The 26,237-nt window shown below is 73.9% G+C and carries 21 protein-coding genes and 1 pseudogene; 9 read left to right on the top strand and 13 right to left on the bottom strand.

All coding sequences use genetic code 11. The annotated features are described in order from the left end of the window. Positions 1-58: 58 nt before the first annotated feature. The 3 genes and pseudogenes from AB0G56_RS11500 to AB0G56_RS11490 all read right to left on the bottom strand — a co-directional run bounded on the left by AB0G56_RS11500 (position 59) and on the right by AB0G56_RS11490 (position 3,532). Positions 59-568, bottom strand: coding sequence for a hypothetical protein (locus AB0G56_RS11500; RefSeq protein ID WP_360967679.1), 510 nt, complete (start codon positions 566-568; stop codon positions 59-61). A 35-nt stretch (positions 569-603) separates the two neighbouring features. Next, positions 604-885: pseudogene (locus AB0G56_RS11495) on the bottom strand (replication initiator); the annotation flags it as partial. Between the two features lie 73 nt (positions 886-958). Then, on the bottom strand, positions 959-3,532 hold the full coding sequence (locus AB0G56_RS11490) for a helicase-associated domain-containing protein (protein ID WP_360967197.1): 2,574 nt from the start codon (positions 3,530-3,532) through the stop codon (positions 959-961). Between the two features lie 199 nt (positions 3,533-3,731). On the opposite strand from AB0G56_RS11490, the gene AB0G56_RS11485 reads away from it, so the two are divergent. Further along, complete coding sequence (locus AB0G56_RS11485; RefSeq protein ID WP_360967194.1) at positions 3,732-4,913, top strand: hypothetical protein; 1,182 nt, start codon at positions 3,732-3,734, stop codon at positions 4,911-4,913. A gap of 484 nt (positions 4,914-5,397) precedes the next feature. Next, positions 5,398-6,078 (top strand): HAD family hydrolase, encoded by a 681-nt coding sequence (locus AB0G56_RS11480; protein WP_360967191.1) that lies wholly within the window; start codon positions 5,398-5,400, stop codon positions 6,076-6,078. Here AB0G56_RS11480 and AB0G56_RS11475 read toward each other — a convergent pair. Continuing rightward, positions 6,054-6,302 (bottom strand): hypothetical protein, encoded by a 249-nt coding sequence (locus AB0G56_RS11475; RefSeq protein ID WP_360967188.1) that lies wholly within the window; start codon positions 6,300-6,302, stop codon positions 6,054-6,056. The genes AB0G56_RS11480 and AB0G56_RS11475 overlap by 25 nt on opposite strands. A gap of 288 nt (positions 6,303-6,590) precedes the next feature. Here AB0G56_RS11475 and AB0G56_RS11470 point away from each other — a divergent pair, with 288 nt between their 5' ends. Continuing rightward, positions 6,591-6,974 (top strand): cold-shock protein, encoded by a 384-nt coding sequence (locus AB0G56_RS11470; RefSeq protein ID WP_037856949.1) that lies wholly within the window; start codon positions 6,591-6,593, stop codon positions 6,972-6,974. Between the two features lie 145 nt (positions 6,975-7,119). Here AB0G56_RS11470 and AB0G56_RS11465 read toward each other — a convergent pair whose 3' ends face one another. The 4 genes from AB0G56_RS11465 to AB0G56_RS11450 all read right to left on the bottom strand — a co-directional run bounded on the left by AB0G56_RS11465 (position 7,120) and on the right by AB0G56_RS11450 (position 10,875). Then, positions 7,120-8,013, bottom strand: a complete 894-nt coding sequence (locus tag AB0G56_RS11465) for a 1,4-dihydroxy-6-naphthoate synthase (protein ID WP_360967185.1) — start codon at positions 8,011-8,013, stop codon at positions 7,120-7,122. Next, complete coding sequence (locus AB0G56_RS11460) at positions 7,994-8,752, bottom strand: futalosine hydrolase (RefSeq protein ID WP_360967182.1); 759 nt, start codon at positions 8,750-8,752, stop codon at positions 7,994-7,996. The genes AB0G56_RS11465 and AB0G56_RS11460 overlap by 20 nt, the downstream gene beginning before the upstream one ends. Positions 8,753-8,807: 55 nt before the next feature. After that, complete coding sequence (locus AB0G56_RS11455; protein ID WP_360967179.1) at positions 8,808-9,275, bottom strand: DUF2771 domain-containing protein; 468 nt, start codon at positions 9,273-9,275, stop codon at positions 8,808-8,810. Positions 9,276-9,438: 163 nt separating this feature from the next. Then, positions 9,439-10,875 (bottom strand): MFS transporter, encoded by a 1,437-nt coding sequence (locus AB0G56_RS11450; protein WP_360967176.1) that lies wholly within the window; start codon positions 10,873-10,875, stop codon positions 9,439-9,441. A gap of 1,530 nt (positions 10,876-12,405) precedes the next feature. Between AB0G56_RS11450 and AB0G56_RS11445 the strand changes: the two genes are divergently transcribed. Next, positions 12,406-13,332, top strand: coding sequence for a DUF3027 domain-containing protein (locus AB0G56_RS11445; RefSeq protein WP_360967173.1), 927 nt, complete (start codon positions 12,406-12,408; stop codon positions 13,330-13,332). Positions 13,333-13,435: 103 nt separating this feature from the next. Continuing rightward, positions 13,436-16,582 carry a molecular chaperone Hsp90 gene (locus tag AB0G56_RS11440; RefSeq protein WP_360967171.1) on the top strand — a complete coding sequence of 1,049 codons (3,147 nt, stop codon included), beginning with the start codon at positions 13,436-13,438 and terminating at the stop codon, positions 16,580-16,582. Between the two features lie 42 nt (positions 16,583-16,624). On the opposite strand, the gene AB0G56_RS11435 is transcribed toward AB0G56_RS11440, so the two are convergent. Together AB0G56_RS11435 and AB0G56_RS11430 are read right to left on the bottom strand one after the other, a co-directional pair. Further along, entirely contained in the window at positions 16,625-19,021 is a 2,397-nt protein-coding gene (locus tag AB0G56_RS11435) for an HAD-IC family P-type ATPase (RefSeq protein WP_360967168.1), read from the bottom strand. Positions 19,022-19,251: 230 nt separating this feature from the next. Beyond that, positions 19,252-19,539, bottom strand: coding sequence for a DUF2530 domain-containing protein (locus AB0G56_RS11430; protein ID WP_360967166.1), 288 nt, complete (start codon positions 19,537-19,539; stop codon positions 19,252-19,254). 380 nt (positions 19,540-19,919) lie between these two features. Here AB0G56_RS11430 and AB0G56_RS11425 point away from each other — a divergent pair, with 380 nt between their 5' ends. Beyond that, positions 19,920-21,371 (top strand): NCS2 family permease, encoded by a 1,452-nt coding sequence (locus AB0G56_RS11425; protein WP_360967163.1) that lies wholly within the window; start codon positions 19,920-19,922, stop codon positions 21,369-21,371. A 31-nt stretch (positions 21,372-21,402) separates the two neighbouring features. Here the strand turns inward: AB0G56_RS11425 and AB0G56_RS11420 are convergent, their stop codons facing one another. Beyond that, positions 21,403-21,585: a ribbon-helix-helix protein, CopG family gene (locus tag AB0G56_RS11420; RefSeq protein WP_360967159.1), complete on the bottom strand. Its 183-nt coding sequence runs from the start codon at positions 21,583-21,585 to the stop codon at positions 21,403-21,405. Between the two features lie 157 nt (positions 21,586-21,742). On the opposite strand from AB0G56_RS11420, the gene AB0G56_RS11415 reads away from it, so the two are divergent. From AB0G56_RS11415 to thpR, 3 genes are all read left to right on the top strand, one after another. Further along, a complete protein-coding gene (locus AB0G56_RS11415; RefSeq protein ID WP_360967156.1) occupies positions 21,743-22,180 on the top strand; it encodes a MarR family transcriptional regulator in 438 nt (145 codons plus the stop codon). Positions 22,181-22,272: 92 nt separating this feature from the next. Continuing rightward, positions 22,273-23,634, top strand: a complete 1,362-nt coding sequence (locus AB0G56_RS11410) for an MFS transporter (RefSeq protein WP_360967153.1) — start codon at positions 22,273-22,275, stop codon at positions 23,632-23,634. 79 nt (positions 23,635-23,713) lie between these two features. Further along, entirely contained in the window at positions 23,714-24,307 is a 594-nt protein-coding gene (gene thpR, locus AB0G56_RS11405) for an RNA 2',3'-cyclic phosphodiesterase (RefSeq protein WP_360967150.1), read from the top strand. 262 nt (positions 24,308-24,569) lie between these two features. Here thpR and AB0G56_RS11400 read toward each other — a convergent pair whose 3' ends face one another. Further along, entirely contained in the window at positions 24,570-25,559 is a 990-nt protein-coding gene (locus tag AB0G56_RS11400) for an aldo/keto reductase (RefSeq protein WP_360967147.1), read from the bottom strand. A gap of 50 nt (positions 25,560-25,609) precedes the next feature. Then, positions 25,610-26,197, bottom strand: coding sequence for a Uma2 family endonuclease (locus AB0G56_RS11395; RefSeq protein ID WP_360967145.1), 588 nt, complete (start codon positions 26,195-26,197; stop codon positions 25,610-25,612). Between the last annotated feature and the right edge of the window lie 40 nt (positions 26,198-26,237).

Here is a 26,237-nt window from a genome sequence, read left to right as displayed (position 1 = left end):
ACCGGCGATCGAGCTTCGGAAACCTACGTGGACTCCGTGACGCTCCGTGGCTGCGAGCTTAGGTGGCGTACTGGTCGGGGTTGCGCCAGGGGCCGATGACCTTGATAGAGGGGCGGCAATACGACAGGGCCGCACCATCGCGGGTTGTGAACTCAACTGTCTCTGCGGCGAGTTCACAGAGGGCGTCCCCGTCTGTCTCGGACAGTGCCGTCCTCAGCTTTGGGACGGATTCCGCCAGGTCCCAGGAGGCGGAACTGAGGCGGAAGCCGCCGAGGGCGTGTGCGTCGGCGAGGCGGAACGAGAGGCGAGTACCGGGCTGGGGTTCATAGCGGGGTGCGGCTGTCAGCAGCCCGGCCTTGATGGATTCGGGGCCGGAGATGACGACCCGCATGGAGGTTGATCGGGGCAGCACTTCGAAGTGGTCGGCTTCGTAGCTGACGTGGGGCGGCGATTGCCTGCCGAAGAGCTGCCCGATGACCGTGGCGACTTCCTCAGCCCCAGTGGAGACACGCCAGGAGCCTTGGCCGCAGTGGAAGCGGCCGACGAACGTCGTCTTGCTGTTGGCCATGAGGAATCCCCCTCCTGCTTGAGGCGTTGGGTGTGGGCTATGTCGTGGCGGACCTGGGCTGCGAGGAACTCCTCACCAGGGCGGTAGCCGCTGCTGAGGTAGGTCCAGGAGGAGGCGGTGACGAGGGTCGTCTCGTCGGTGGCGGGGAGGCCGGCGCGGGCACGGGCGGCTTCGGCCTGGGCGAGACGCCAAGCACGGCGGACGTCGCGGAGTGCGCCGAGGGTCGTGGAGTAGGCGCGTGACTTGGTGGAGAAGTGGCCGCGGAAGCCGAGCATGTGGGCCCACTTCCAGAGCTTGAGGTGGGCGAGCTCCGGCAGCCTCACGACGTGCGGGCGTCCGGACGGCCGCACGGCCGGACCGGCACCGGGACCTTGCAGGACTCCGGCGCCCTCAGCCGGCGTCCGGCTCCAGCTCCGCCACACCCGTGATCCGGTGCAGGGGGTAGGTGCGTACCTCGTCGGCCGTGTGGTCGTACGCCGTCACGAAGCCGCCCTCGACGCGGATGGGGGCGATGACGTGCTGGCCCGCGGTGCCCTCGGCGTTGACGTAGCCGATCCACAGGACCTCGCCGGTGAGGACGGCGGCCTGCATGGTGGCCAGGGTCTCGGCGGAGCTGGTGCGGGGCAGGTCGCCGTCGGCCGCGGCCGAAGCGGTCGGTCTGCGTGGCGCGGTGGAGGCCAGGTCACCTGCCCGGATCGCACGCACGGCCGCCGACAGCAGCGTGGTGTCGGGGACGGGCGGGCCGTCCGGGACCGGTTCGGGGGCGGTGCGCGGCGGGGTGCGGTGGGAGTCGGCCCGGGCGATCAGGACGTCCCCCTCGGCGGATTCGGCCGCCGGGGCGTAACCCATCGCGCGCAGGCCCTCCAGCAGGGTGGCCGGGTCGGCCGGCGTGGCCAGCACGGTCGGGGCCAGACGGCGCAGGCGCAGCCCGGCGGACCGCTTGTCGGCGAGGATCTCGTTCAGCAGCGCGTCGTCGTCGCAGCGCACATAGGCCGACGCGGCACCGACCCGCAGGTGCCCGTGGCGCCGGGCCACGTCGTCGATCAGGTACGCGAGCGGCTGCGGAACCGGCGTACGGGAGTGCTGGGCGAGGAAGGCGTGCAGGTCGGCGGCGGTGCGGCCGGCGTCCAGGGCGCGCCGCACCGAGGCCGGGGTGAACCGGTAGACCGTCGCGCCGCCCTTGGACTCCACGTCGGCGAGCACGCCGAGCACGTCCGCCAGCGGCCGTTGCAGCGGGCCCGGTGCCACCGCCGTCAGGTCCGCCTGGAGCAGGACGTGGTCCAGCGGTTCGGGCAGGAGCGGCGCGAGCAGCCGGGCGGCGGCGGCCGCGGCGGCCTCCTGCTCGGCGGCGGACATCGGGGTGGGGGAGGCGGCTCCCGGCTCCCCGGCGGCGTCGGCCCGGTGGTGATGGTGGACGGGCAGCTTGTCGCCGGGGCCGGTGGATCCGGCCGGCCGTGCCGGGGCCGGGGCGGGAGGCGCGCCGAGCAGCGCCCGCCCGTGCGCGGACAGCGCGCCCCGCCCGGTGACGCCCAGCAGCTCGGCCTCGGACAGCGTCCACCGCGCGAGGCGTTCACGCAGACCGTGGTCGTGGTCGCGCTGCGGCCCGCGCAGCGGACGCTCCCAGCGAAGCCGCGCCAGGACCGACTCGGCGGCCGGGGCGGCTCCCTCCGGCAGTCCGGCCAGCAGGGACAGCACGCGGCGCCGTACCTCCGGGGCGGCCGAGCGGTCAAGGCCCGGGCCGAGCGCGGACAGCGTGCGGTCCTTCGCGTCCCGCCCGCCGACCACACCCGGCGTCCGCGTCGCCGACAGCCACGCCCGGGCCAGCCGCGCCCAGCGGTCGGCGGCGGCCCGTTCCCGCCACTCGTCGTACGCGGGGGTCGCCGCGAACCGCTCCTCGACGTCGCCGTCACAGGCCAGCAGCCCGGCCGCGTAGGCGAGTTCGACCCAGAAGGCGGCGACCGGCTCGGACACGTCCAGGGCGACGGCGGTGCGCTTGAGATCGCGCACGCTCAGGCCGCCCGCGCGCAGCACGGTCGGACCGCCCTCGTCCCAGTCCTTCAGCAGTTCCTCGACGGTGGCCAGCGCGGTGTACGCCTGTCCGGCCGCGGTCGCGTCCACCACCTGCGCGCGGTGCGTGGCCGCCGGCTCCACGGCGGGCGGCACCGGCTCGGGCGCGCGGTGCGCACGGCCCGCCCGCAGGTGCAGTGCCACCTCGCGGGGCAGGACGACCGTGCCGGGCGCCGTGGGCAGCAGCAGCCCGCGGTCGAGCAGCCGCCGCAGGCGCGGGGCCGGGTCGGCGGTGACCTGCCCGTACGGCGGCCCCCACACGAGGCGGTCGAGCACGTTGAGGGAGTCGTCCGGTACGTCGGCGAGCAGCGCGGCCATCCGCTCCCGGTCGCTGAACAGCGCGGTGAGCGAGGCCACCGCGGAGACCGAGTCATGGGTGGAGGGCAGCCCGGCGGCGGTCACGATCTCCTGGATCCGGCCCGGCGACATGCCTGCCGTGGCCTCCTGCACCGTCGGGCCGAGCCCGGTGGGGGAGGGGTGCTGTGCGGAGGGGGCGAGCAGCTCACGGGCGGTGCGCACCAGGCGCAGCCGGTCGTCGCCGCCCCAGACCAGGGCCTGTTCGCGCAGCGTGCCGAGTGCGCGCGGCAGCGCGGCGGCGACGGCGGGCTCCCCTTCGTCGCCGGCCATGAGAGCGAGCAGTTCGCCGTAGGCCGCAGGGTCCGCCGCCACGGCCAGCGCTTCCGCCGTCTGGAGGGCGAACCGGTCCAGCCGCTCCAGGGCCCGCACCACCGAGGCGCGGGTGCCGGCGCGGGTGGCGAGCTGGGTGAGGTCGGTGGGGACCGGCGTGATGAGGTCCGGGCGGCTGCGCAGCAGCGCGCTCAGGGAGGCGTCGTCCCGCGCGCGAAGCGCCTCCGCGAGCGAGCGGGGGGCTGCCGCCGGTTTCTCATCGCTGCTCATCCGACCCACGGTAGCGGGTGCGTACGACACCACGGCAGGCATCCGGCGCGCGGGCGGTGCGGCCGGCGGCGCGACCGCGGGCGGCCACCACCGGGTCCGGCGGCACGGGTGGCGGCGCGTCGCGGGTGGCTACGGCGGCTGCCGCGCACGCGGTACCGTCGTCCCACGGGGTCATCGGCCAGCCGCCCCGGAGGGGTTCGTGGGGATCGAGAGCGACCAGGTCGTCTACGAGTATCTGAGCCGCGTCGGGGACGTGGCGCAGCAGCGCCAGCTGTCCTCGGCCACCCGGATGCGGCTCGTGTCGGAGCTGCGCGACGAGATCGACCGGTGCCGCGCCAGGGCCGCGGTCGACAGCCCCGCCGCGGTGCGCCGCATCCTGGACCGGCTGGGCCGCCCCGACGACATCGTCGCCGCGGCGGGCGGTGGGGACGGCCGGACCGCCGGCTCCCACGGCGACGCGCGGACCCAGGGCCCCGCCGTGCCCGTACAGCGCGAGCCGGCTCCCGGAACCGGAGCCGTGCCCGGCTCCGCACCCTGGTCCAGGCCCGCGCCCGGCCCCGCCGGATCCGCCCGCACGACCGAGGCGGCCGATGCGGCCGGGACCGACGACGGGGCCGCCGCCCCGGCGCGCCGGCTACCGAAGGGCCTGCGCCGGGTCGTACCGCGACCACGCCCGGGCCGCCCCGCCCGCCCGGAGACGGACCCCGCACCGCCGGCGGGCGGCGCGGTCCCGCCGCACCTGGCGACCGCGGACCAACTGGGCGGCGGCACGGGCCCCCGCCCCGACTGGTGGCGCACGGACGACAGCCCCTTCGGGCTCGGTGACGACGTGCCGGCGGGTTTCGTGGGCGGGGTGGAGATCCCGGACCTGCTCAAGGCCCCGCCGCCGAAGATGCCGGCCGAGGCGGCGGAGGCCGTCCCCGCGGCCGACGCGCCGGGAGAGGCGCAGGCGACCGGGCCGGACGCGGCCGGAGCCGGCACGGCCCGGCGGCGGCGCTTCCCGCTGCCGCCCCGGCGGGCGTCGAAGGCGGCGGGCCGCGCCGGGAGATGGAGCAACCCGCTGCTCCTGCTCGCCGCCGCGCTGCTGGTGGGCGGCGCGGTGACCGGCAACCTGGTCGCACTGCTGTTCGGTTGGCTCATCGCGTACGGCTCCCGGCGGCTGACCCCCACGGAGTCCAAGTGGGCGGTCATGGGCATGCCCGGTCTGGCCCTGGCCGCTGGCCTCCTCTGGCTGTGGGGCCGCAACGACGGCCGCTGGGGCACCCCCATCGCCCAGGGCCACATGAACGACGCGGTCAGCCAGACCTGGCCCTGGGTGGTCCGCACGGCGGCCGTCCTGTCGGCCCTGTTCCTCCTGTGGCGCTCACAACGCCGACGGTGAGGCTGTCGGCCGGGGGGCGACGGGGACGGGGCCGAGGGCCCCGGGGACCGGACCGGCGGACGGGCCGAGGGCCGGGGACCGGGGACCGAGCGGTGGATTCGGCAGCGAGGACCGGAACCCGGGGCCGAAGGCCGGCGGACGGGCTGAGGAGCGGGGAGTCGAGCGGCGACTCGGACGCCGAGGGGTGCGGCCGGGAGCCGAGGAACGGTGGCCGGTGCCGGTGCCGGTGCCGGTGCCGGAGCCGGGGACTGGGGACCGAGCGCGGGCGGACGGGGCCGAGGATCGGCGGACGGGCTGAGGAGCGGGGAGTCGAGCGGCGACTCGGACGCCGAGGGGTGCGGCCGGGAGCCGAGGAACGGTGGCCGGGGCCGGGACCGAGCGACGGGGGAGCGCTACCGAGCGGCGGGGGAGCGGGCGCCGGGGGCCGGGGCCTGGTCGGGGACCGGAGGTCGGTCGGAGGCGGTGCGCGGGCACAATGGCTTGCATGACCTCGCGCCTGCTGACCGTCGGTTTCGATCTCGACATGACCCTCATCGACTCCCGCCCGGGCATCCACGCCTGCTACGTGGAGCTGTCCGCGAGGACCGGGACACCCGTCGACGCCGACCTGGTGGTCACGCGGCTCGGGCCGCCGCTGGAGGAGGAGCTGGTCAACTGGTTCCCGGCCGAGCGGGTCCCGGCCGTGGCGGATCTGTACCGCGAGATCTACCCGGCGACCGCCATCGCCCCCACGCTCGCGCTCCCGGGCGCGCGGGAGGCGGTCGCGGCCGTACGGCGGGCCGGCGGGCGGGCGATCGTCGTGACCGCCAAGTACGAGCCGAACGCCAAGCTGCACCTGGAGCACCTCGGCATCGAGCCGGACGCGGTGATCGGCGGCCTGTGGGCGGAGCAGAAGGCGCAGGCGCTGCGCGAGTACGGCGCCCAGGTGTACGTCGGCGACCACGTGGGCGACGTACGCGGTGCCCGCGCGGCCGATGCCCTGTCGGTTGCGGTGGCCAGCGGGCCGTGCGACGAGGAGGCGCTGCGGACGGCCGGCGCGGACGTCGTCCTCACCGACCTGACCGCGTTCCCGGCGTGGCTCTCCGAGTACACGGAGCGCGACGCGCGCTTTTCGGCCGAGAACGGGCCCGGCGGCGCTGCCTATCCCGCCTCGCCGCGGGCCTGACGGCGGCCCGCCGCGATCGACCGGAGCACTCCGCCGGCGGCGATCACGAAACCGACGGCCATGAGCATGCTCAGCCCGAACATGTAGGTCGGAAAGGGCTTCGCCCCGAAGAACAGGGGCGCCACCGTCACCATGGTGGCCAGCGCGCCGATGAAGAACACGATGGCACCGGCACGGATCAGCCGGTCACCGGGAGCGGAATTCGCTTGGGTCTTGTCACGCACCGGTCCAGGGTAGTTCCCCGCGCGGGTGAACGGGCCGGGCGCCGTCCGGCTCACGTCCGAGAGTGGCGGCGCACATCGCCGGCCGGGTGAGCGGGCGCGGACGCGGGCGCGGAGCGTCGCCAACACTTCCCCCCACCGCGCCGCGCCTCTTTTGCGCCACTCGGGGCGCACGGGCGAGAGGCCTTGTCACGGGGCGTGGTTAAGGGCGTGATGGGGCGGGGAGAGCCCCGGTAAGGTGGTTCGACGGCAGTTCAACGGCGTCCGGGACCGATCGAGGGAGTGTGTGCTTTGCCGACTGGCAAGGTCAAATGGTTCAACAGCGAGAAGGGCTTCGGCTTCCTCTCCCGCGACGACGGCGGCGACGTCTTCGTCCATTCCTCGGTCCTTCCCGCCGGAGTAGACACGCTCAAGCCGGGACAGCGCGTGGAGTTCGGAGTGGTCGCCGGTCAGCGCGGCGACCAGGCCCTGACGGTGACGCTCCTGGAGCCGGCCCCCTCGGTCGCGGCGGCGCAGCGCAAGAAGCCGGACGAACTGCTCTCCATCGTGCAGGACCTGACGACCCTCCTGGAGAGCGTCGGCCAGACCCTGGAGCGTGGCCGCTACCCCGAGAAGGCCTCCGGCAAGAAGGTCGCCGGGCTGCTGCGGGCGGTCGCCGACCAGCTGGACGTGTGACGCGGCGCCCCGCCGCTCCCGGCCCCGGTCCGGGCCCCAGCCCCCGCCCCAGCGACGGCCGTCCTGGTCCCGGTGACGGTCGTCCCGGTCCCAGCCCCGGCGACGGTCTTCCCGGGCCCGGTCCCGGGCCCGGTCCCGTTCGCGTTCACGGGAAGGCCAGCGCGTCGGGGCCGAGGGGCGGGACCAGGCCCTCGGCCGCCGCACGGGTGAGCAGTCCGCGGACCGCCGCGTAACCGTCCTCGCCGAGGTCTGCGGTGAACTCGTTGACGTACAGCCCGATGTGCTGGTCCGCGACGGCCGGGTCCATCTCCTGGGCGTGCTCCATGACGTAAGGACGCGACGTCTCGGGATCGTCCCAGGCGGCGCGCACGGAGGCGCGGATCGAGGCGGCGAGCCGGTTCAGGGTGTCCGCGCCCAGCGACCGCTTGGCGATGATCGCGCCGAGCGGGATGGGCAGCCCGGTGGTGTCCTCCCAGTGCTCACCCATGTCGGCGAGCTTGTGCAGGCCGTAGTTCTGGTAGGTGAAGCGGGCCTCGTGGATCACCAGGCCGGCGTCGACCTTCCCGTCCCGCACGGCCGGCATGATCTCGTGGAACGGCATCACGACGATCTCACCGACCCCGCCGGGCACGGTGTCCGCCGCCCACAGCCGGAACAGCAGGTACGCCGTCGACCTCTCGCTCGGCACCGCCACCGTACGGCCCTTCAGGTCGGTGCCCGGCTCCCTGGTCAGCACCAGCGGGCCGCAGCCCCGGCCCAGCGCGCCGCCGCACGGCAGCAGCGCGTACTCGCCCAGGACGTACGGCAGCACCGCGTACGACACCTTCAGCACGTCGTGCTCGCCGCGCTCGGCCATGCCGTTGGTGACGTCGATGTCGGCGAAGGTGACGTCGAGGGCGGGCGCGCCGGGGACGCGGCCGTGGGCGAGGGCGTCGAAGACGAAGGTGTCGTTGGGGCAGGGCGAGTAGGCGATCCGCAGGCTGCCGGGGCCCTGCGGGCGGTCGGTCTTCTGCGGGCGGTCAGCGTTCTGCGGGCTCATGTGGGTTCCAACTCTCCAGTACGGGGACGAGCTTCCCGAAGCCTTCGGTGAGGGCCGCGAGCGCGTCACCGATGCGCCAGGCGGAGCGGTCGCGCGGGCCGACGGGATTGGAGACCGCGCGCAGCTCCAGTACGGGGACGCCGTGCGCACCGGCCGCCTCGGCGACGCCGAACCCCTCCATGGCCTCGGCGAGGGCGCGGGGATGGCGGGCGCGCAGGGCGTCGGCGCGGGCGGCGGTGCCGGTCACGGTCGAGACGGTCAGCACCGTGCCCGTGGCCGCGCCGGTCGCGGCACCGGCGGCCCGTACGAGTGATGCGGGCGGACGGTGGGTGACGGTGCCGAAGCCGAGTTCGGTCACCGGCAGGAAGCCTTCGCCGGTCTCGGCGCCCAGGTCGGCGGCGGTGATCTCGTCGGCGAGGACGAGTGAGCCGACGGGTGCGCCGGCGGGCGTTTCCGAGGGGTGGTCTCCGTCCGAGGCCGGTGCGCGGCTTCCGTCCGCGGACGGTGTGAGGCTTCCGCTCGCGGCCGGTGCGAAGCCGCCCGCGATGCCGGTGGAGACGACCAGGTCGTACGGGGTGCCGCCGAGCGCCGCCGCGGTGAGGGCGGTCGCGGTGGAGGCGGCGGCGAGGGCCGGGCCGACCCCGGCCGCGATCAGGTCGTGGCCGCCGAAGCGGTGCACGGTCACGCCGGGCAGCAGCACCTCACGGGCCGGCCCCGCGCAGGCGAACGCCCGCGCCACCGCGTCCCGTTCGACGGGGACCGCGGTGGCGACGAGTACGCGTACGGAGGACGTGTCAGGAGTCCTTCTGCAGCTTGAAGGACCACACGCCCGTCACGTCCTTGTCGCCCTCCTTGACGGCGATCCAGGTGGAGTTCCCGCTGGCGCCGTACTGGGGGTTGAAGAACACGCTGCCCGGGATGGTCGTGTACGTCTTCTTGCTGGTCTCGGTCAGCGGCTGACCGTTCATCAGGATGGTCCAGCCCTTGTCCGCGATGTCCGGGTCGACGCCGAAGCGGACGGTCTCGTCGGTGTCGACCTTGATGGTCTTGTCCGACTTCAGGCATTTCGGCAGGTCGGCGGTCTTGATCGCCTTGCCGTCGTTGTAGCAGGTGGCCTCCGAGTGCACCGAGTTGTCGCCGACGGTGATCGTGGCCATCGGCGTCGGCTTGTCGCAGGCCGTCAGGAGAAGCAGTCCGGCGGAAACGGCGCCGGCGGCGGCGACGGCGCGGCGGCGTCGCACAGCGGATTGCAGCGAGGTCATGGCGGAAGGCTATCGGGCGCGTCCAGTCCACCGCCCACGCGGGGGTACGGCGTGCCGCCCGCCCACCCGCCCGTGACCTGATCCCCCGCAGCCGGCCCGGCCTTCGGCCCCGCCCCCGGGACGGCGGCCGGCAGGCCCCCGGCGGGCCGGGACGGGGTGGCGGTCAGGCCGGGTGGGGGCGGCTCGGGGGGCTGTGGCGGGCCGAGGTGAGCAGGCCGCGGGCCGTGGACAGCCAGCCGGCCGCGACGATCGCCGCGCCCACCGACAGGCCCAGTACGCCGTTGAGAGGCAGGACGATGCCGATCGCGCCGCCCAGCACCCAGGCCACCTGCAGCAGCGTCTCGGAGCGGGCGAACGCCGACGTGCGCACCGCCTCCGGCACGTCCCGCTGGATCAGCGCGTCCAGCGACAGTTTGGCCAGCGCCTGCCCGAACCCGGCGAACGCGGCCAGGCACGCCACCAGGAACGCGCCGAAGAACACGGCCGCCGTGACCGCCACCCCGAGCACGATCGCGACGACCGTCACGATGATCAGCTCCGGGGCGCGCGAGCGCAGCCACGCGCCCACCGCCGTGCCGAGCGCGTTGCCCGCGCCCGCCGCGACGCCCACTATCCCCAGCGAGACCGCCGCGCTCTCGCCGGTCAGCGGGTGATCGCGCAGCAGGAAGGCGAGGAAGAAGATCAGGAAGCCGGACAGGCAGCGCAGCGCCGCGTTCGCCGCCAGGGCGTGCGTGACGGCCGTGCCCACGCTGCGCAGCCCGGGCCGCCGGGGCGGTGTGCGGCGCGGCCCGTGCGGCCGCTCGGCGTCCGCCGCGAGCCGCGCCCGGTCCTCGCCCTTGGCCGAGTCGACCTTGCGGGGCAGCGAGAAGGACAGGAACGTTCCCGCGACGAAGATCACAAAGGCGCCGTACAGCGGCCAGCGCGGCCCGACCAGGTGGAGCCCCGCCCCGACGGGCGCGGCCACGCCGGTGGCCAGCAGCCCGCCCAGCGTCACCCGGGAGTTCGCCTTCACCAGCGAGAACGAGGGCGGCAGCAGCCGTGGCACCACGGCGCTCCTGACCACTCCGTACGCCTTCGAGGCGACCAGTACGCCGAGCGCCGCCGGATACAGCTCGAGGCCGCCGCCGGCCGCGGCGCCCGCGATGATCAGTGCGAGCAGCGCGCGGGCCAGCATCGCGGCGGCCATCGCGGCGCGCCGCCCGTGCGGCAGCCGGTCCAGCAGGGGGCCGATCACCGGCGCGAGGACCGTGAACGGCGCCATCGTGATGGCCAGGTAGAGCGCGACCCGGCCGCGGGCCTCGTCGGTGGGCACCGAGAAGAAGACGGTGGAGGCGAGCGCCACGGTGATCATGACGTCGCCGGCGCCGTTCACCGCGTGCAGTTCGATCAGCTTGCCGAGCCCGGACTCGCCCGCGCCGTGCGCGTGCGTGACCCGGCGGATCCCGCGCGCGGCACCGGCGAACGGCAGCCGCAGGGCACGGCCCACCGCGCGGACGGACCCGCCGAACCGGCCCGAACCGCTGCCCCGGCTGCTTCCCCCCGCCACCTCCTCGGGCTCACCGAGCCCTGCGGTCTTTGGGGGCGTCCTCGCGGCTGCCACCCCGTCATAGTGCCCCGATACGGCCGCAGGTAGCGCCATTACGGCACGGAACGGCGACGACACCCCCGACGGACGACCCCGACGGGCGCGCCTCTACGACGTCCCCGACCGCCGCGCCCCTACGACGACCCCCACGGGCGCGCCCCGACGACGTCCCCGACGGGCGTGCCCCTACGGACGACGCCACCGGGCGCGTACCCGGGCGGGCGGACGACCTCGGCGGGCGCGCGCCTGCGGACGACCAGGCGGGGCGCACGCGAGAGGGCACCCTGGCGGGCACCGTTGCCCGACCTCTGCCCGGCCCCGGCCGAACCCCGGCCCGGCCAGGGCTGCTCCCGTGCCGTCCCCCGGCCGAGGCTGATGGGCGCGCTCCTGCGGACGGCCCCCGGTCCGGCGGGACACACCCGGCAAGGCGCCCCCGTCCGACCGTCGCCCAGCCTCGGAGCGCCCCCTCGGACCCGGCCCCGCACGGATCCCGAACGGCACGGATCCCGAACCGCACGGATCCCGAACCGCCCTCCGGGCGAGGCCGACGAACACGCCCACCGCGGGCCACGCGGGACGCACCCGGCAGGGCACCCCGGCGGCGCACCCGCCCCCCTGCCGCCCGGCCCGGCCCCCGGCGGATCCCGTGCCGCCCCATGCCGCCCCGGACTGATCCCGTACCGATCCCGGAAGCTCCCCGCCGCTCCCGTCCCCTCTTGGCCGTCTCCGTACCGGTCCCCGGCGCTCCCGTCCGCTCCTGGCCGTCTCCGTACTGGTTCCCGGCGCTCCCGTCCGCTCCTGGCCGTCTCCGTACTGGTTCCCGGCGATCCCGTCCGCTCCTGGCCGTCTCCGTGCTGGTCCCCGCCGCTCCCGTCCGCCCCTGGCCGTCTCCGTACCGGTCCCCGGCGATCCCGTCCGCTCCTGGCCGTCTCCGTACTGGTTCCCGGCGATCCCGTCCGCTCCTGGCCGTCTCCGTACGGTCCCCGGCGCTCCCGTCCGCTCCTGGCTGTCTCCGTACGGTCCCCCGCGCTCCCGTCCGCTCCTGGCCGTCTCCGTACCGGTCCCCGCCGATCCCGTACCGCCCCCGGGCCACCTCCGTACCGGCCCCGGCGGCTCCCGCCCCCCTGGATCGCTTCCGTACCGGCCCCCGGCAGGCCCCGTACCGCCCCCTGATCGCCTCCGAAACCGCCCCCCCCCGGCCACCTCTGCACCCGCCCCCTGGCAGATCCCGGGCCGCCCACCTGCCGTCTCCGGCCCCCCTCGCCCGCCCCCGAACCCCTTCCGCCCCGAGCGCCGGACCCCCGCCGCGCGAGGGTGAAGGGACCGTCGGTGTAGGCCCAGCGGCGGCGAGAAGGTAGCGTGCGTAGCGCGCCGTGGCGAACGTTCTCGGCCGCGCGCCTTACGTGCATACCGCAGAATGGATGACGTAGGTGCGCCCGAGCGCGATCGGGCGCGGACGTCGACGCGGTCCAGGGTCCGCTCCGTCCGCCCCGCCGCCTTCAGGCCGGCGCACCCGTCAGACGGCGTAGGAGAGAAGCGATACCTGTGAGCGCAGCGACCACGCGAAGCCGCACCCCCGACCGCCTGTGCGCCGAGGCGGTCGACCTCGCCCGTGCCGCCGCCGAGGAGGCGGCCGCCCCCGGCGTCGTCGGCGAGCACGCGGGACTGATGTCCGAGGGCGACCGCGTCGTCACGCACTTCTTCGAGTGCAAGGAGCCGGGCTACCGGGGCTGGCGCTGGGCGGTGACCGTGGTCCGGGCCTCCCGCGCGAAGATCGTCACCCTGGACGAGGCCGTCCTGCTGCCCGGCCCCGACGCGCTCCTCGCCCCCGAGTGGGTGCCCTGGAGCGAGCGGCTGCGCCCCGGCGACATGGGGCCCGGCGACCTGCTGCCCACCGATGCCGAGGACCTGCGCCTCGAGCCCGGTTTCTCCGGCGAGGACGAGCCCGCGCCGAACTCCGCCGTCTCCGCCGGGATGGCGGAACTGGCGGAGGCCGAGGACGCCGACGTCACCGCGGGCCCCCCGCGCAACCTGCCCGCGGCCCCCTCGCGCGGTTCGATCGCCGCGGTCGCCGAGGAACTGGGCATGCGCCGCGCCCGCGTCCTGTCCCGCTACGGGCTGCACGTCGCCGCCGACCGCTGGGAAGAGGCGTACGGCGCGAAGACCCCGATGGCCCAGGCAGCCCCGGCAGCCTGCGTGAGCTGCGGTTTCCTGGTGCCGATCGGCGGCTCGCTGGGCCAGGCCTTCGGTGTCTGCGCCAACGAGTTCGCCCCGGCGGACGGCCGCGTCGTCTCCCTGACGTACGGGTGCGGGGGCCACTCCGAGGCCGCCGTCATGCCGAAGCCGCCCCAGCCGGCCCCGCCCGTGGTCGACGAGACCCGCGTGGACCCGTTCCCGCTGCGCCCGGCCCGGGACTCGGGTTCGGTGCCGGACACCTCCGACGAGGACACGGCGGAGCTGGGGCACTCCTAGGACCGCCCGCGGTGCCGGCAGCCGGTTGGGCCCGCTGCGTACGGCGCTCGCCACCTGCCCGGCCCGCTCGCGCGGTACCTTCTTCCTCACCCTCGTGAGGAGAATGAACGACGTGAGCATGTTGGTGCAGCCCTCCGCCGGGGCGGACCCGTTCGGGACCGTGCGGCTGCGGCGCGGTGTGCTGGACGCCTGGGCGACCAGCCCGGCCAGGTTCCGTGAGGACGCCAACGCCGAGGAGGACCTCGTCCTCGGCGGCTACCGGGACCGGCTCGTCGTCGAGCTCGCGCAGAACGCCGCCGACGCCGCCGCCCGCGCGGGCGTGCCCGGCCGGCTGCGCCTGACCCTGCGCGACGGGGTCCTCGTCGCCGCCAACACCGGCGCCCCGCTGGACGCGTCGGGCGTGGAGTCGCTGTCCACGCTGCGCGCCTCCGCCAAGCGGGACACCGCGGCGTCCGACCTGCCCTCCGTGGGCCGCTTCGGCGTCGGCTTCGCCGCCGTGCTCGCCGTCACCGACGAGCCCGCAGTCATCGGCCGGCACGGCGGGGTGCGCTGGTCCCTGGCCGAGGCCCGGGGCCTGGCCGAGGAGACCGCCCGGCACAGCCCCGGCCTCGGCGACGAGATCCGCCGCCGCGACGGCCACGTGCCGCTGCTGCGGCTCCCGTTCGCCGCCGAGGGCACCGCGCCCGACCCGTACGACACGGTCGTCATCCTGCCGCTGCGCGATGCGGCCGCCGCCGACCTCGCCGAACGGCTGCTGCACGCCGTCGACGACGCGCTGCTCCTCGCCCTGCCCGGCCTTCAGGAGGTCGTCGTCGAGGTCGGCGACGCCGCCGCGCGCACCCTGCGCCGCCGCACCGAGGGCGCGCTGACCGTCGTGGAGGACAGCGCGCGGGGCACCAGCCGGTGGCGTACGGCAGCAGCGCACGGGCCGCTCACCCCCGACCTGCTCGCCGACCGGCCGGTGGAGGAGCGGCTGCGGCCCCACTGGTCCCTGACCTGGGCCGTCCCCGTGGACGCCGACGGCGGCCCGCTCGCCCCGCGCACCAGCCCGGTCCTGCACGCCCCCACCCCGAGTGACGAACCGCTCGGCGTGCCCGCCCTGCTCATCGCCTCCTTCCCCCTGGACACCACCCGCCGGCACACCGCGCCAGGGCCGCTCACCGACTTCCTGGCGCAGCGCGCCGCCGACGCCTACGCCGGACTGCTCGCCGAGTGGCGGCCGGTGACCGAGGCCCTCATCGGCCTCGTGCCCGGCCCGCTCGGCAAGGGCGAACTGGACGGCACGCTGCGCCAGGCGATCCTGGAACGGCTGCCGCGCACCTCCTTCCTGCCGCCCGCCGCCGAGCGGACCGAGGGGCAGGACGCGGAGGACCTGCCCGTCTCGCTGCGGCCCCGCGACGCCGAGGTCGTGGAGGGCGCGGGCGCCGAGACCGTACGGGTCCTCGCCGAGGTGCTGCCCACCCTGCTGCCCGCCGGACTCGAACGCCGGGCGGAGCTGCGCACCCTGGGCGTGGCCCGCGTGCCGCTGACCGACGCCGTGGACCGGCTGGCCGGTCTGGAGAAGGAACCGGACTGGTGGCGGCGGCTGTACGACAGCCTGGCCGGCGTCGACCCGGACCGGCTCTCCGGGCTGCCGGTGCCCCTGGCGGACGGGCGTACGACGATCGGTCCCCGGCAGGTGCTGCTGCCCACCGCGGAAGCCGCCGCCCTCGCCGACCCGGACGTGCTGGCCCGCCTCGGCCTGAAGGTCGCCCACCCCGACGCCGCCCACCCGATCCTGGAGAAGCTGGGCGCGCTGCCCGCCACGCCGCGCGCGGTGCTCACCACCCCGCAGGTGCGGGCCGCGGTCGCCGCCTCCCTCGACGAGGACGGCGGCGCGTGGGACGAGGACACCCTGGACGCCGAGGAACTCGCCGACACCGTCCTCGCCCTGGTCAGGGACGCGGGACTGGAACCGGGCGACGAACCCTGGCTCGGGGCACTCGCCCTGGCCGACGAGGACGGCGAACTCGCCCCGGCCGGCGAACTGCTCTTCCCCGGCGGCCCGTTCGCCCAGGTCGTGCGCGAGGGCGAACTCCCCGCCGTGGACGCCGAACTGGCCGCCAGGTGGGGCGAAGAGCCGCTGGCCGCCTGCGGCGTGCTCGTGGACTTCGCGCTCGTCCGCGCCACCGACGTCGTCCTCGACCCGGACGAACTGGAGCCGCGCGAGGGGGACTTCCCCGAGCCCGACGACCCCGGGCTGCTCGACGCGGTCGACGTGTGGTGCGAGGACGTCCTGGACCGCTTCCCGGACACCCCGGTGCCGCCGGTCGCCACCGAGATCGTCGCCGTCCGCGACCTGGACCTGGTGGACGACGAGCAGTGGCCGCAGGCCCTGGCCCTGCTCGCCCGGCCGCCGCTGCGCGACGCCCTCACCCAGCCGGTGCGCATCCTGCTGCCGGACGGCACCCACGAGGTCGTACGCCCCTACACCGCCTGGTGGCTGCGCGGGCACCCGGTGCTCGGCGGGCGCCGCCCGGCCGGTCTGCGCGCAGCGGGCTCCGACCCGCTGCTGCGCGGCCTGTACGAAGAGGCCGACGCCACCGGCTTCGACGACGAACAGGTGCTGCGCGCCCTGGGAGTGCGCACCTCCGTCGCCGCCCTGCTCGACGAACCGGGCGGTGCCGCCGAACTGCTCGACCGCCTCGCCGACCCCGAACGTCCGGTGGCGGCCGCCCAGTTGCACGCCCTGTACGGTGCGCTGGCCGAGCTGGACCCGGAGCGGGTCACCCTGCCCGACGAGGTGCGGGCCGTCGTCGACGGCCGGGTCGAGGTCGTGGACGCGGCCGACGCCGTGGTCTGCGACTCCCCGGACCTGCTGCCCTTCACCTCGGGCGTTCCGCTGCTGCCGGTACGGCCCGCGCTCGCCGCCGAGCTGGCGGACCTGTTCCAGGTGCGGCGCCTGAGCGAGTCGGTCACCGGCTCGGTGGACTCCGAGGGGACCGAGCACGACGTACCGGAGGCGGTGGGGGTCCTGCTCGGGCCCCGCACGCCCGTCACCTACGTCGAGCACGAGGAACTCGTCGTGGACGGCACCGAACTGGACTGGCGCCTCACGCACGACGGCGTCCTGCACGCGGCCACCCTGGAGGGTGTCGCCGCGGGCCTCGCCTGGGCGGCGGGCCAGTGGCCCCGCCGCTTCGAGGTCGCCGCGCTGCTGGAGGACCCGTCCCGCACGGAGGAACTGGCCCGCGACCGCTGGTTCGACTGATTCCCGGCCAGAGGGGCTGCACCTGATTCCCTGGCAGAGGGGCTACACCGTGAAGCGCCGCCCCACCCACTTCCACAGGAACTCCAGCACCACCGCCGCCACGACGGCGATGCCCACCGCCAGCCAGGGCATCGCCGTCCCCACCAGCTTCAGGGCGAAGAACCGCTGGAGGGCCGGGACGGCCAGGACGACGAGGAAGGCCGCGCCCATGGCGGCCACCAGGAGCACCCGCCACCAGGTGTAGGGGCGGGCGACGATCGCCAGCACCCACATGGAGATCAGGAACAGGGTGAGGGTGGCCGCGCTGGTCTCCGCGTCGAGCGCGTCCGGGCCGGTGTAGTGGTGGCGGGCGATCAGGTACGTCACGAAGGTCGCGACGGCGGCCAGGACGCCGCCCGGGACCGCGTAGCGCATGACCCGCCGGACGAAGTGCGGGCGGGCCCGTTCCGTGTTGGGGGCGAGGGCCAGGAAGAAGGCGGGGACGCCGATGGTGAGCGTGGACAGCAGGGTCAGGTGCCGGGGCAGGAAGGGGTACTCCACCTGCGAGCACACCACCAGCACGGCGAGCAGCACCGAGTAGACCGTCTTGACCAGGAAGAGGGTCGCGACCCGGGTGATGTTCCCGATGACCCGCCGGCCCTCCGCGACCACCGACGGCAGGACGGAGAAGCTGTTGTCCAGCAGGACGATCTGGGCGACGGCCCGGGTGGCCTCCGAGCCGGAACCCATACAGACGCCGATGTCGGCGTCCTTGAGGGCGAGGACGTCGTTCACGCCGTCACCGGTCATGGCGACGGTGTGCCCGCGCGATTGGAGGGCGCCCACCATGTCCCGTTTCTGCTGCGGGGTGACCCGGCCGAACACGGTCGCCCCGTCCAGTTCCCTGGCCAGGTCGTCGCGTTCGGCGGGCAGCCGGCGGGCGTCGACGGCGGAGCCGGTGAGCCCGACCTTGGCGGCCACCGCGCCCACCGAGACCGCGTTGTCCCCGGAGATGACCTTGGCGCGCACCTCCTGGTCGGCGAAGTAGCGCAGGGTGTCGGCGGCGTCGGGCCGCAGCCGCTGCTCCAGGACGACGAGGGCGGCGGGCGTGACGTCGCCGGCCACCCCCGGGTCGTCCAGCTCCCGCCCGGCGCGGGCCAGCAGCAGCACGCGCAGCCCCTGCTCGTTGAGGAGCCCGGTCTCGGTGAGGGCGGGGGAGCCGTCGGGCAGCAGCACGTCCGGGGCGCCCAGCAGCCACGTGCTGGACTCGCCGTCGCCCTCGCTGAAGCTGGCGCCGCTGTACTTGCGGGCGGAGGAGAAGGGCAGCGACTCCACGCAGCGCCACTCCTCGCTGTCGGGGCAGGCGTCGATGATCGCCTGGAGGGAGGCGTTGGGGCGCGGGTCGGACTCGCCGAGCGCGCCGAGGACCTGGCGCACGTACGGCTCGGCGTGGCCGTTCAGCATCCGCAGCTCGGTGACGTCCATGCCGCCCTCGGTGAGCGTGCCCGTCTTGTCCAGGCACACGGTGTCGACGCGGGCCAGGCCCTCGATGGCGGGCAGCTCCTGCACGAGGCACTGCTTGCGGCCCAGCCGGATGACACCGATGGCGAAGGCGACGGAGGTGAGCAGCACCAGCCCTTCCGGGACCATCGGGACGATCCCGCCGATGGTGCGGGCGACGGAGTCCTTGAGGTCGTCGTTCTTGGCCACCAGCTGGCTGATGACCAGGCCGATCGCGGTCGGCACCATCATCCACGTGACGTACTTGAGGATCGTGGAGATGCCCGTGCGCAGCTCGGAGTGGACGAGGGTGAAGCGGGAGGCCTCCTCGGCGAGCTGGGCGGCGTAGGCCTCGCGGCCGACCTTGACCGCCTGGAACGCGCCACCGCCGGCGACGACGAAGCTGCCGGACATGACCTGGTCGCCGGGGCGTTTGACGACGGGGTCGGCCTCGCCGGTGAGCAGGGACTCGTCGATCTCCAGCCCGTCGGCCTCGACGCAGGTGCCGTCGACGACGACCTTGTCCCCGGGGCCGATCTCGATCACGTCGCCCAGGACGATCTCGGAGGTGCCGATCTCGGCGGCGGTGCCGTCGCGGCGGACGGTGGGCCGGGACTCCCCGATCACGGCGAGCGAGTCCAGGGTCTGCTTGGCCCGCCACTCCTGGACGATGCCGATGCCGGTGTTGGCGATGATCACGAAGCCGAAGAGGCTGTCCTGGATCGGCGCGACGAACAGGGTGATCAGCCAGAGCACGCCGATGATCGCGTTGAAGCGGGTGAAGACGTTGGCGCGGACGATGTCGGCGAGGGAGCGGCTGCTGCGCACCGGGACGTCGTTGACCTCGCCGCGGGCGACGCGTTCGGCGACCTCGGCGGAGGACAGGCCGCCCGTCCTGGCCGGCGGGACGGGTATGGGGTGCACCGGGTCCAGTTCCGCGCCCGCGTCGGTGTGGCTCATGCTTTCGACGGTACGTGCCGATGTGCGGCTTCACTCGTCGAGCGGGGGCAGAGCCCGGGCCGGCGGGGGCAAGATCCGACCTGGGGATGAGGGACGTCCTGCGGCGGTTGTACGCGGCGCGGTGGTGCGCGGTCCTACGCGGCGGTCGCGGCCAGGAGAGGCGGTGGCCACCGGGGGAGGCGGTCGCGGCCGTACGCGGCGTTCACGGCCCCGGGAGGGGGCGGGGGCGGTTACTCCGCCGACGCCGGGCGGCCCGCCGGGGCCGTGTCGCGCTGCGCCGCCGCGCGCTTGATCGCCGCGTCCCGCTTGCGCACGTACCAGACGCCGACCAGGCCGAGGCAGCCGCCGGCCAGGCAGGTCCACAGCCACCAGGTGTGGTCGTGGTCGTCGAACCAGCCGTAGAAGGGGATCTGGACCAGGAAGAGGACGAACCAGACGATCGTGCCGCCGGTGATGGTGGCGACCACGGGGCCCTCCAGGGGCTCCGGCGCCTCGTGCTTGGGGGTCCACTTCGCCATGGGCTCAGCTTACGGCGCGGCGCCCGCGGGCCAGGGTGCCGGTCCGCACCGCCCGCGCGGTCGGCGGGCGCCGGTCCGCACCGCCCGCCCTGGGAGCGCGCGCCGGGCTCTGCCCCGGACGAGGCGCCCGGTCGGCACGAACAGGACAAAACGAACAGAGCAACTCGAAGGGAACAAGGAGTCTACGCGCGGAGATAGCCTTTTGTGCTTCATATGTTCATACTGAAACGGTCTGAGTCTGGCTACTTCTCTTCGTATGAAACACCAACAGGTCGACCGGGGGGAACCTGCTGGTGACGGAAGTGGCGGGACTCGTTCACGTTTGGTCCCCTTCCCGGCCCGGTACTCACGTACCTCCCCGCATCCTTGAGGTCATCCGCATGTCCACCTCGGCCACCGCCAAGGTTCCCGCCCCGCAGAAGCCGGGAACGCCGCCCCTCTTCGGCGCTCTCGACCGCTACTTCAAGATCTCCGAGCGGGGCAGCTCCCTGGCCCGTGAGGTCCGCGGCGGGTTCGCCACCTTCTTCGCGATGGCCTACATCATCGTGCTGAACCCGATCATCCTGGGCAGCGCGAAGGACATGTACGGCCACCAGCTGGACCACGGCCAGCTGGTCACCGCCACCGTCCTGACGGCGGCGTTCACCACGCTGCTCATGGGCGTCATCGGCAACGTCCCGATCGCGCTCGCCGCGGGGCTCGGCGTCAACACGGTCGTCGCGCTCCAGCTCGCCCCGCGCATGTCCTGGCCCGACGCCATGGGCATGGTCGTCCTGGCCGGCTTCGTCGTGATGCTGCTGGTCGCCAGCGGGCTGCGCGAGCGCGTGATGGCGGCCGTGCCGTTCGGCCTGCGCAAGGGCATCGCCATCGGCATCGGCCTGTTCATCATGCTGATCGGCCTCGTCGACTCCGGCTTCGTCTCCCGCATCCCCAACGAGGCGCACACCACCGTCCCGCTCCAGCTGGGCGCGGACGGCCACCTCAACGGCTGGCCGGTCCTCGTCTTCGTGCTCGGCGTGCTCCTCACGCTCGCCCTGCTGGTGCGCAAGGTTCCCGGCGCCATCCTGATCTCGATCATCGCCATGACCGTGCTGGCCGTGATCGTCAACCTGATCGCGCACGTGCCGTCCTGGGGCCTGACCGCCCCGAAGTGGCCCGGCAACCCCGTCGCCACCCCCGACTTCGGCCTGGTCGGCCAGGTCAGCCTGTTCGGCGGGTTCCACAAGGTCGGCGTGCTGAACGGCGTCCTGTTCGTCTTCACCGTGCTGCTGTCGTCGTTCTTCGACGCGATGGGCACGATCATGGGCATCGGCGACGAGGCCAAGCTGACCAACGCCGAGGGCCAGATGCCCGGCATCAATAAGGTGCTCTTCGTCGACGGCATCGCCGTCGCGGCCGGCGGCGCCACCTCCTCCTCGGGCACCACCTGCTTCGTCGAGTCCACGGCGGGCGTCGGCGAGGGCGCGCGCACCGGGTTCGCGAACATCGTCACCGGCCTGCTGTTCGCCGTCGCGCTGTTCCTCACGCCGGTCGCCACCATGGTCCCGTCCCAGGCGGCCACCCCGGCGCTGCTCGCCGTCGGCTTCCTGATCCTGTCCGGTTCGATCCGGGAGATCGACTGGTCGGACTACACGATCGCCGTCCCGGCCTTCGTGACGATGCTGATGATGCCGTTCACCTACTCGATCACCAACGGCATCGGCATGGGCTTCATCACCTTCGTCGTGCTGCGCCTGGCCGTAGGGCGCGCCCGCGAGATCCCGGTGGCGATGTACGTGGTCTCGGCGGTCTTCGCCTTCTACTACCTGATGCCGGCCCTGGGGCTGACCTGATCCACGGCCCGGGGCCCCTCGGCCGGGGCGCTCAGGTGACCCCGTAGAACCGGTCCGTCTCCTCGACGGCGGCCTGGAACCGTTCGTCGAAATCATTTCGAATGAGCGTCCGGACGACATAGTCCTGGACGCTCATTCCTCTTTTCGCGGCGTGGGACCGGAGCCGTTCGAGCAACTCGCGGTCCATGCGCAGGCTGAGCACGCTGGTCCCCATGGAGACGAGGGTCCCGGCACGGTTCCGCATGAGGTGTCACGTTCCCCGTCCGTATCACCCATATGAGTGATGTGGGCGCACGGGAGTGGCCGGAGTCACGGACCATGTGCGTGTCCGCGGTGGTCTTTAGCGAGAGTAATGAGTTACTCTAAAGAACATGCCGGACCTTACCCATGGCGACGACGCGGCCGCCGTGAACTCCCTGCGATCAGCCGTGATGCGGTTGTCCCGTCGGCTCAAGCACCAGCGGGTCGACGAGTCGCTCAGCCCCACCGAGATGTCGGTGCTGGGCACCCTGTCCAACTGCGGCAGCGCCACACCGGGCGAACTGGCCCGCAAGGAGCACGTGCAGCCCCCGTCGATGACCCGCATCGTCGCGCTGCTCGAAGCCAAGGGACTGGTCCGTCTGGAGCCGCACCCCGAGGACCGGCGCCAGAAGGTCGTCACCAAGACCGAGCAGGCCGAGACCATGCTCGAGGAGAGCCGCCGCAAGCGGAACGCCTTCCTGGCCGGCCTGGTCGACGGCCTCGACGAGGACGAGTGGGCGAAGCTGCGCGCTGCCGCCCCCGTGCTGGAGAAGCTCGCACATCTGTAAGGCCACCTGTCCGTAAGGCCATCTGTAAGGCACGACAGCTCGAAGCACGACAGCAGCACAGCACATCAGCAGCCGCAAGGAGGCGAACCCTTTTGAGTACGGGATCCGGAGCAGCTTCCGCCCCCGCACCGACCGCCCACGACTCCCGGTCCGCTCCCGACACCCCCCGCAAGTCCTCGATGTTCAGCTCCCTGAAGGTCAGGAACTACCGCCTGTTCTTCCTGGGGCAGGTCGTCTCCAACACCGGCACCTGGATGCAGCGCATCGCCCAGGACTGGCTGGTGCTCAGCCTCACCGGCTCCTCCGCGGCCGTCGGCATCACCACGGCCCTGCAGTTCCTGCCGATGCTGCTCTTCGGCCTCTACGGCGGCGTCCTCGTCGACCGGCTGCCCAAGCGGCCGACGCTGCTGTGCACGCAGTCCGCGATGGGCCTCACCGGCCTCGCGCTCGCCGCGCTCACGCTCACCGGGCACGTCCAGGTCTGGCACGTCTACGTCGCCGCCTTCGCCATGGGCCTGGCCACGGTCGTCGACAACCCGGCCCGGCAGTCCTTCGTCTCCGAGATGGTCGGGCCGAAGCAGCTGCAGAACGCGGTCAGCCTGAACTCCGCGAACTTCCAGTCGGCCCGTCTGGTCGGCCCCGCGGTCGCGGGCGTCATGATCACCGGCGTCGGCACCGGCTGGGCGTTCCTCGCCAACGGGCTGTCCTTCGTCGCACCCATCGCGGGACTGCTGCTGATGCGCGCCCGTGAACTGCACGTCGTCGAGCGCGCCCCGCGCGGCAAGGGCCAGCTCCGCGAGGGCCTGCGCTACGTCGCCGGCCGTCCCGACCTGATCTGGCCGATCGTCCTGGTCGGCTTCATCGGCACCTTCGGGTTCAACTTCCCGGTGTGGCTGTCCGCCTTCGCCGACGACGTCTTCCACGCGGGCGCCGGCGCGTACAGCCTCTTCAACACCGTCATGGCGGTCGGCTCCCTGGTGGGAGCGCTGCTCGCGGCCCGCCGCGGCACCGCCCGGCTGCGCGTGCTGGTCGGGGCCGCCGCCGTCTTCGGCGTGCTGGAGGTCGTGGCCGCGCTCGCGCCGTCGTACTGGCTGTTCGCGCTGCTGATGGCACCGATCGGCGTCTTCGGCCTGACCGTCAACGTCACGGCCAACACCGCGGTCCAGATGGCCACCGACCCGGCCATGCGCGGCCGGGTGATGGCGCTGTTCATGATGGTCTTCGTGGGCGGCACGCCGCTCGGCGCCCCCCTGGTCGGCTGGATCACCGACGCCTACGGCGCCCGGGTCGGCTTCGCCCTGGGCGGCCTGATCTCGCTCACCGCCGCCGTCACCATCGGCCTGGTCCTGGCCCGCATGGGCGACCTGCGCCTGTCGGTGCGCTGGCACCGCGGCCACCCGAGGGTCGACTTCGTACCACGCGAGCGCGGAGAGGAACTGACGGCGGCGGCGTGAGCCACCCGGGCGGTCCCCCTTCCGGCGGTACGCACGGTGACCGGGGCACGCCCGGGCCTGCGGCGGGGACACTGGTCCCATGAGACTCTTCGCCGCCCTGCTGCCCCCGGACGACGTCCTGGACGCCCTCGCGGCCGAGGTGGCGGCGTTGCGCGGGCTGCCCGGCTCGGAGCGGCTGCGCTGGACCGGGCGCCCCGGCTGGCACCTCACCCTCGCCTTCTACGGCGAGGTGGGCGAGGAGGCCGTACCCGAGCTGGAGGCGCGCCTGGCGAAAGCGGCGCGCCGGACCGAACCCTTCCCGCTCGCGCTGCGCGGCGGCGGCAGGTTCGGGCGCGGGAAGGCGCTGTGGGCGGGCGTGGAGGGCGACCTGGAGTCCCTGCGGCTGCTCGCCGGGCGCGCGGAGGCCGCGGCGCGCAAGGCGGGCGTCGAGATGGGGGAGCACCGCCGGTACAAGGCCCACCTGACGCTGGCGCGGGGCCGGGACGGCGTCGACGTACGGCCGCACGTCCGGATGCTCGCCGACTTCACCGGCCGCACCTGGACGGTCGGCGAGATCGTCCTCGTCCGCAGCGATCTGCCGACGTCGGGCGTCCCCGGCGAGCAGCCCCGCTACGAGCCCGTCGCCCGCCGGCCGCTCGGGTCCGCCGGACAGGCTTTCGGCGGGGCCGGTTAGTCTCGAAGACGTGGACCCGAAAACCCGGAACCGGATCATGGCCGGTGCGCTTGTGCTGATGTTGGCTGTCGTCGCCGTAGCGGCCGCGCTCGGCCGGTGACGGCGGGCGCGGCGGCCCGACCGCCGCGCCCGCGCACTCACGCTTTCGCTCTACGCCGGCACTCAGGCACCGGGCCTGCCGAGGCGGCGGATGCCGCGCTCAGCCGCCGCGCCCGCGCACTCACGCCTTCGCTCTACGCCGGCACTCCCGTACGGGGCCTGCTCACCAGGCGAAAGCCTCCGGCGCCGGGCCGGGGCCCGGGAAGACCTGGTCCAGTTCGCTCAGCAGTTCCCCGCTCAGTTCCAGCTCGACGGCGCGCACCGCGGACGCGAGCTGTTCGCCGGTGCGCGGACCGACGATCGGGCCGGTCACACCGGGCCGGGTGAGCAGCCAGGCCAGCGCGGTCTCGCCCGGCTCCAGGCCGTGCTTGTCGAGCAGGTCCTCGTACGCCTGGATCTTGCCGCGCAGCGCCGGGTCGGCGAGGGAGTCCGCTGCCCGCCCGCCGGCGCGCCGGCCGCCCTCGGCCTGCTTCTTGAGCACGCCGCCCAGCAGCCCGCCGTGCAGCGGCGACCACGGGATCACGCCGAGCCCGTAGTCCCGCGCGGCCGGGATGACCTCCATCTCGGCGCGCCGCTCGACCAGGTTGTACAGGCACTGCTCGCTGACCAGGCCGTAGGAGCCGAGCCTGGCCGCGGTCTCGTTGGCCTGGGCGATCTTGTAGCCGGCGAAGTTGGACGATCCGGCGTAGAGGATCTTGCCCTGCCGGACGAGGACGTCGATGGCCTGCCAGATCTCCTCGAAGGGAGTGCTGCGGTCGACGTGGTGGAACTGGTACAGGTCGATGTGGTCGGTCTGGAGCCGCTTGAGGGAGGCGTCCACGGCTCGCCGGATGTTGAGCGCGGAGAGCTTGTCGTGGTTGGGCCAGGCCTCGCCGTCGGCGCCCATGTTGCCGTAGACCTTCGTGGCGAGGACGACCTTGTCCCGGCGGGCGCCGTCCTGGGCGAACCAGTTGCCGATGATCGACTCGGTGCGGCCCTTGTTCTCGCCCCAGCCGTACACGTTGGCGGTGTCGAAGAAGTTGATCCCGGCGTCCAGTGCCGCGTCCATGATCGCGTGGCTGTCCGCCTCGTCGGTCTGCGGACCGAAGTTCATCGTGCCGAGGACCAGCCTGCTGACCTTGAGTCCGGTGCGTCCGAGCTGTGTGTACTTCATGACCACCAAGCCAACGGCTTGGAGTGCGCTCCAGGCAAGGGCGACCCGGCTCAGTCGCGGGGGAAGGCGTCGGTTTTGAGGACGAGGTCGACCACCGTGCCCGTCAGGTCGATGTCGTCACCGAAGTCGACCACGGTCCTGTCCCCGTAGTCGCCGTCCTTGGGATCGGTGTATACGAAACACCGCCCCTGGTAAGGATCGGCGATGACGTAGAGGGGAACCTCGGCCTCCGCGTAGGCGGCCTTCTTCGGGCCGTAGTCGTTCTGGGCCGTGCCCTCGGAGATGACCTCGGCGACGAATTCGACGTCCTGGTGGCGCCAGTGGCCCGTGTCGTCCTTCTTCGCCGTGTCCTTGAGCAGGGCGACGTCCGGGCAGAAGCCGTTCTGGTGGCCCGGGAAGTCGATGCGGACGTCGGAGAACACCCGCACGTCCCGTCCGAACCTGTCTTCAAGGGCCCACAGGAACCCTCGGATGACCTCCCAATGAATGCTCCGCTGCGGTGTCATGAAGACGCTGCCCCCGACGATCTCGACCCTGAATCCTTCGGGGACGGGCATACGCTCAAGACGCTCGAACCACGCGTCCAACTGCTCGGTGCCGGCGTCGGTCATCTCGATCCTGTCTTCCAGGACGGTCATCGTGGCGCTCCTCCCCGGTCGCCTCACGGAGAGGGCAACC

Source organism: Streptomyces sp. NPDC021356 (assembly GCF_040641015.1).
Classification (GTDB): domain Bacteria; phylum Actinomycetota; class Actinomycetes; order Streptomycetales; family Streptomycetaceae; genus Streptomyces.
The sequence above is the reverse complement of the archived record's forward strand: the minus strand, read 5'-3'. Positions and strand labels throughout refer to the sequence as shown.